We start from the raw sequence: 6,417 nt of genomic DNA on the forward strand, positions 1-6,417 counted from the left end.
TGACTGCATGGCGGACGAGGTGGTGAGCCGTCGGCGACTGCTGGCCGCGTCGCTCGGCGCGGCCGTGGTGCTGCCGCTGGCGGCGTGCTCGTCACAGCAGACGGCGCCGAGCGTCGAAAGGGAGGTCCCCGAGGTGTCGAAGGTGTCGCCGGGACGCAACGTTCGTGACTTCGGGGCGGTCGGCGACGGCATGGCCGACGACACCGAGGCCGTCGCCCGTGCGGCGGCGGCCGGCGAAGGTCCCGCCGTGCTGTATCTGCCGGCCGGGTACTACCGCGTCACCGCGTGGCCGGATCTGCCCGACTTCTCGACGGTCACCGGCGACGGCGGCGACGTCACCATCGTCTTCTTCGAGGGCGACGGCACCCTCGTCTCCGTCCGCGACCGGCACCGCGTCCGGTTCGCGCGGATCGGGTTCTACCTCACGGGCCCGGAAGCGGTGGCCGTGTCGCTGTCGGGCTCGTTCCGGTGTTCGTTCGACTCGGTCGTACTGCGGGGCAGCCACCTCAGCGAGAACTTTCCACAGTACCGGGCGCAACAGGGTGTCGTCCTCGAGGGAAACACCGGTGGAACGGCGTTCGTCGACTGCGACATCAACAACTTCGGCATCGGGATCGTGACCTCGTGTATCCAGAACTACCTGACGGCGTCGAAACTGACCAACAACTATGTCGGCGTCCTGGGCACCGGCAACGACAACAACGCGGGATTGTCGCTGACCAACGTCGAATTCGTCTCCGACAACGACCCGAGGACGACGGACAAGCACGTACGCATCGACGGCGCGGCCAACAACTGGTGGCTGACCAACGTATGGTTCGAGGGCGCCGATATCGCTCTCTCGATCGGTGAACGCGGCCGCGGCGGCCCCTCCCAGTTCGGCCTGATCAACTGCAAGATCGCGGCCCGGAACGTGTGCCTGGACCTGATCCATTGCCGGCAACCGTATCTCGCGAACGTCCGCTTCGATCCGGACACCGAGGTCTTTCCCACCGAGTTGCGGATCGATCCGGAGGGATGTCCGGAAGGCACGGCGGTCAACCTCGTCTCGAGCGCGTCCACCGACATCGATCTCGCGACATTTCCGGAGGGCTGGAACGTGACCGGACGCGGAATCGTCTCGGGCGCGGTCTTCGCGGGGCCCGTCGTGGCCCGCGCCATCGGCGACGACGACCTGCTGCAGGCTCAGAATCGCGACGGTGAAACCCTTTCGGCGATCCTGTCCGACGGATCATGGCTGTCGGAGCGGCCCGAGTCGGGTCCGATCCTCAAGGACGAGGACGGTCGGTACTGGCGGTTACGGGTCACCACCGACGGCAAGCTCGGCACCACGCCACTGGGTGATCGACGGCCGGCGGGATGAACAGAATCGGCGGCGCCCGTACGGGGGCGGTCACGACAGCACGCCGTCGACGACGTGCTGCATCCGCTCCCGGAACACCGCGCGCGAGAACGTCTCGGCATGGGCGCGGATCACGGTGGCGTCGTAGTCCGCCCCGTCGAAGTCCGTCATGGCGGCGGCGAAGTTGTCCACCGTTTCCGCGTCCGTGCCACCGGGAACGAGCCGCCCGCTCACCCCCGGCACGACGCTGTCTAGAGCCCCGCCCGCGCCGAGGGCGAGCACCGGCGTGCCGCAGGCCATGGCCTCGACCGGCACGATTCCGAAGTCCTCGAGGCCGGGCATCACCAGAGCCCGGGCACGCCGGTACATGTCGACCAGCTGCTCGTGCGGCGCCCGTCCGAGGAACGTCACCGTCGGCCCCGCGATGCCGCGGCAGTGGTCGAGGCTGCGGCCGTCGCCGACGACCACGAGACGCACCCCGGCCGCGTTGGCGGCCAGGATCGCCAGATCGGGTCGCTTGTAGGGCACCAGACGCCCGGCGAGCAGGAAGAAGTCCTCCCGGGGAAGACGCGGAGCGGGGGTGAACGACTCGGTGTCGACCGGCGGATGCACGACCACGGCGTCGCGGTGCCACCACCGGGTGATCCGGTCGGCGACGGCTGTGGAGTTCGCCACGATCCGGCGCAACCGCGGCGCGGCGGCGAGTTCGGCGCGCCGGGCGGACGACGCGAGCATCGCCAGCGCCGCCTCTCCGAGCCGGCCACCGGCCTCGCCCTTGCGCAGCGAGGCGTCCCACGCCCACCGGGCCGGGCTGTGCACGTACGCGATCGCCGGCGCTGTCGTGGCGAACACGGCCTGCGTGGCGAACGCGTGATGGCTGACGAGCACGACGTCCGCGTCGGCGAGGCGCATCCTGCGAAAAGCCCGCGGCATCAACGGCAGAAGCGGCGCGTACGACCGCTCCCCGCCCAGGTGGTACAGCGTGTCGAGCCACGTCGTGTCGGTCCGCGTGCGCAGGACGGGCGGGATTCCCGACGGGCGCGCGATCGGCACGTGGGCACGAGCGTCCGGCCACTGCACGGCCAGCTGCTCGACGACGTGTTCCGAGCCCGCGATCTCGGTGAACCGCTCGTGAACGAGGGCGACGCGGGGGGCGTTCATGGACCGGGACGACCGCCGGCGGCGCCAGTGCCGCGAGACGAGCGCGGGGATCCTCGATCCGGACGGATCATGCACCACCCCTTTCGGTCCGGACTGCACGGACGACCTCCACCCCAGCTTGGACGGTACCAGCACGCGATCTCCGCGTCAGGGCATTCGGACCTCTCGTGCGGGCTCCGCGGGCGGGGCGGGTCCCGGCCCGATTCCCGATCCGATTCGCCGTTCCGGTCGAAACCGCACGGCTCCTACGGGTACGCTTGGCACACACCCTCGACCGCCGATTCCGTCGTCGTCTCGTCCACCCCGGCCGGACCGCTGAGCAGAGGTGAACGCGTGAAACGTCCCAGGCCGTTGGTCGTGCTGTCGTCAGCCGGCCGCCTCTATACCCGCCCCCTGCGGCACCGGCTGCGGTGCCGGCAGGGGCGCACCCTGTGCGTGCGGATCGGCCCGGTCGAGGTGTCCGGACACGTTGTGTCGCTGCGGTCGCCACGGTTGTCCGATTGGCCGCAGTGGCGGGCCATCCGGATACGGGATCAGAAGTTCATCGAGCCGTTCTGGACGTCGTCCCCGCGCCCCTGGGCGGAACGGCACACCGAGCGGGACTGGGTCGACGAGTTCCTGCACGCCCGCCGCGAGGCGCGCGCCGGGCGGGCACTGCCCCTCGTCATCGAGGTGGACGGCCTGCTCGCCGGGCAACTCAACCTCGAGCGCATCGACCGGTGGGCCGGCTCCGCCGAGGGGGGAGTGTGGATCGACTCGACCCTCGCCGGCGAGGGAATCGCCCTCGCCGCCGGCTACCTGCTCGCCGAGTACGCGTTCGGCACCCTCGGACTGCACCGCATCACCGCGCCCGTGTGCGTCGGCAACGTGCCGGCGGCGCACTCCGCCGAGCAGGGCGGGATGCGCCGGGAAGGCACCATGGTCAGCTATCTCGATGTGGGCGGCCGACGCAAGGATCACGACCTGTGGGCCATCACCGCGGAGATGTGGGCGGCGCAGAGGGACCGGATTTCAGATCGCGCCCGTCGGTGAGCCCGCCGTCGACGAACCGCGCGATGCGGTCGAAAACGGCCCTGCTCGCCCGGATCTGGTCCTCGGCCCGGGCCAGCAAGGCGGGCCGCGACTCCGGCGCGCCGGCCCACATGCTCCGGATCGCATCGCGGAGCCGGTCCTCCATCCCGTCCCGGTCGAGCCGCACCGTCTCCATGCCGGTCCCGAACATGGAATTCAGGCCGGCGAACTTGTCGTCGTAGTACTGCGACGTCGACAGTCCCACCACCGATATCCCCTGCGACAGCGCGAAGACCGCGACATGGTACGCGCCGGTGACGATGATCCGGCACCGGCCGACCTGCCGCGAGAGTGCGCAAGCGCCGGCGAACCGGCCGAGGGGCCGCACCGCGCCGGGGTATCCGTCCAGGAGCGGCATCGTGGACCGCCTGTCCTCCGCGTCGTGCTCGGACACGATCAGCGGAACGAGTCCGCCACCGTATCCGGCCGCCGCATCGCGAACGACGCGACCGACGGAGTCCTGGATCGCGGCCCCGACCGGTGAGTACTCCGCGACTCTCAGGCACACCCCGAGGTCAGTGCCGAGCTCGGCCCGGCGCGTGGAATAGCCCAGTTCCACCGCGTCGTCCCCGGTCACCACGACGCGGTCCGACGGAACCCCCAGGGAACGCAGCAGTTCCGGGCCCCGCACGTCCTCGCGCAGTGCGATCAGGTCGACCCGCGGCAGCACGCGCGCCGCCCGCTCGAGCAGGTCCGGTTCGGTCAGCGGGCCGAGACCCTGACCCGTCATCGCCGTGGGGATTCCACGCTCGGTGGCGTACTCGAGCAGCTCCAGCGAGCGTTCGGTCTGGAACCGGTCGATGTCGGTCATGTATCCACCGCCGATCGCCACCACGACCGAGGCCGTGTCCACCGCGTTCGGCACGTGCCCGCCGTCCCTGGCGAGTGCCGGCCGCCCCGGAACGACTGCCCTCGACACCGACTCGCCGTTCGCCGTACCGCTTCCTCGGCGTCCGACGGTGCGCCGCGCCCGCCGCGCGATCCGTCCGGGAAGGGCGACGGCGGCATCCCAGCCGTTCATCGGCACACCCGCGATCTCGGGGCCGAGCCGGCCCGCCGGACCCGGCCGCCGGCGGTGCCGCGGCCAATTCCCGCCCCGCTGATAGCAGATCGGATCGACGCGCGATTCGTAGGCTCGCAGCAGCGCAGGAGCGGAGGTGAGAACCCCGATCCGCGCATCCGGCCACCGCTCGGCGAACCGCCGGACGGTCACGTCGAGGATCGCGAGATCGCCCTTGTTGTTGAGCCAGTACTCCCCGTTCTCGAGAAGGACGCGAACCTCCGGCCGGCGGCCGGACGCCTCGGGTGGAATGCGATTCGCCATGTCAACACCTTCGGGCACTCGCAGAAGCGGAAAGATCGGGGCGCAAGCCACGCGCGCCTGCCCGAATTGTCCGGGCCGGCAAGGTAGGTCGGGTCACCTCGAACAATACCCGATTCCGCGGGGCAACGTCCGTGCCGTGGGCGCTGCGGGGCCGGCGGCCCCGGGCACGCAACACCGAATTCACCCGTTCGGCACGACGATCGCCGCCCCGGATGAAACAATCGAGGCCCGCGCAGGTTCTCCGAGCGATGGGGTTCGCGCATGAGCCATCCGTCCGAACATCTCCGTCGATCGTTCACCCGGTCGGCCGCACTCCAGGCCCGGCTCCACGAGATCGTGCCCGGCGGTGCGCACACGTACGCCCGGGGCTCCGACCAGTACCCGGAATTCATGGCACCCGTCCTCGAACGCGGCGCAGGTGCCCGCGTGTGGGACGCCGACGGAAACAGCTACGTCGAGTACGGGATGGGCCTGCGCTCGGTGACGCTCGGGCACGGCTACCGCCCCGTCGTCGACGCCGTCGCCGCCGCGATCGCGAACGGCACCAACTTCAGCCGGCCCACCACACTCGAGATCGCCGCGGCCGAGGACTTCCTCGCCCTCGTGCCCGGCGCCGACATGGTGAAGTTCGCCAAGAACGGCTCCGACGCCACGACCGCGGCGGTGCGCCTGGCCCGTGCGGTCACCGGCCGCCGGCACGTGGTGGCGTGCGACCAGCCCTTCTTCTCCGTCGACGACTGGTTCATCGGCACCACCCCGATGAACGCCGGGATCCCCGAGGAGGTCACCGAGCACACCCACCGGTTCCGGTACAACGACCTCGACTCGCTCGACCGGGCCCTGTCGGCCAGGCCGACCGCGTGCGTGATCCTCGAAGCCGCCACCGCCCTCGCCGAACCCGATCCCGGCTTCCTCCCGGGTGTGCGCCGACTGTGCGACCGGCACGGCGCCCTGCTGATCTTCGACGAGATGATCACCGGATTCCGCTGGTCCGAGCACGGGGCCCAGGTCGTGTACGGCGTCCGGCCGGATCTGTCGTGCTGGGGCAAGGCGATGGGGAACGGCTTCCCCGTCGCGGCCCTCGCCGGCCGCCGCGAATTCATGGAACTCGGCGGCCTGCGCACCGACGGGAACCGGGTGTTCCTCCTGTCCACCACACACGGACCGGAGTCCGGCGGTCTGGCCGCCTTCCGTGCGGTGGTGCGTGCCTATGCGACCGAGGACCCGATCGGCCGGATGGAAGCGGCGGGCCGCAGGCTGGCCGACGCCGTCAACGCCACAGCCGCGGACCTCGACGTGGACGAATACGTCCAGGTGATCGGTCGACCGTCCTGCCTGATCTTCGTCACTCGCGACCTGAACCTGCAGCCGTCCCAGGAATTCCGCACGCTGTTCCTGCAGGAACTACTCAACCGGGGCGTGCTCGGGCAGTCGTTCGTGATCTCCGCGGCCCACACCGACGCCGACATCGAGGAGACCGTCGAGGCGGCGCGCGGCGCAATGGCGGTGTACCGGCAGG

Annotated in this window: 5 protein-coding genes; 3 read left to right on the forward strand and 2 right to left on the reverse strand. The window is 70.6% G+C overall.

What is annotated here, in order from left to right; translation table 11 throughout:
• Window positions 1-7 precede the first annotated feature (7 nt).
• Window positions 8-1,363 carry a glycosyl hydrolase family 28-related protein gene (locus tag CQZ88_RS10470; protein WP_102799718.1) on the forward strand — a complete coding sequence of 452 codons (1,356 nt, stop codon included), beginning with the start codon at window positions 8-10 and terminating at the stop codon, window positions 1,361-1,363.
• 30 nt (window positions 1,364-1,393) lie between these two features.
• On the opposite strand, the gene CQZ88_RS10475 is transcribed toward CQZ88_RS10470, so the two are convergent.
• Window positions 1,394-2,503 (reverse strand): glycosyltransferase, encoded by a 1,110-nt coding sequence (locus CQZ88_RS10475; protein WP_102799726.1) that lies wholly within the window; start codon window positions 2,501-2,503, stop codon window positions 1,394-1,396.
• A gap of 333 nt (window positions 2,504-2,836) precedes the next feature.
• On the opposite strand from CQZ88_RS10475, the gene CQZ88_RS10480 reads away from it, so the two are divergent.
• Window positions 2,837-3,535: a GNAT family N-acetyltransferase gene (locus CQZ88_RS10480; protein ID WP_102799719.1), complete on the forward strand. Its 699-nt coding sequence runs from the start codon at window positions 2,837-2,839 to the stop codon at window positions 3,533-3,535.
• Here the strand turns inward: CQZ88_RS10480 and CQZ88_RS10485 are convergent.
• Window positions 3,477-4,898: a polysaccharide pyruvyl transferase family protein gene (locus tag CQZ88_RS10485; RefSeq protein WP_102799720.1), complete on the reverse strand. Its 1,422-nt coding sequence runs from the start codon at window positions 4,896-4,898 to the stop codon at window positions 3,477-3,479. The genes CQZ88_RS10480 and CQZ88_RS10485 overlap by 59 nt on opposite strands.
• Before the next feature lie 261 nt (window positions 4,899-5,159).
• Here CQZ88_RS10485 and CQZ88_RS10490 point away from each other — a divergent pair.
• On the forward strand, window positions 5,160-6,417 hold a 1,258-nt coding region (locus tag CQZ88_RS10490; protein ID WP_258008545.1), incomplete at its 3' end, for a glutamate-1-semialdehyde 2,1-aminomutase.

The sequence above is a fragment of the Rhodococcus sp. ENV425 genome (assembly GCF_002887785.1).
GTDB lineage: Bacteria > Actinomycetota > Actinomycetes > Mycobacteriales > Mycobacteriaceae > Rhodococcus > Rhodococcus aetherivorans.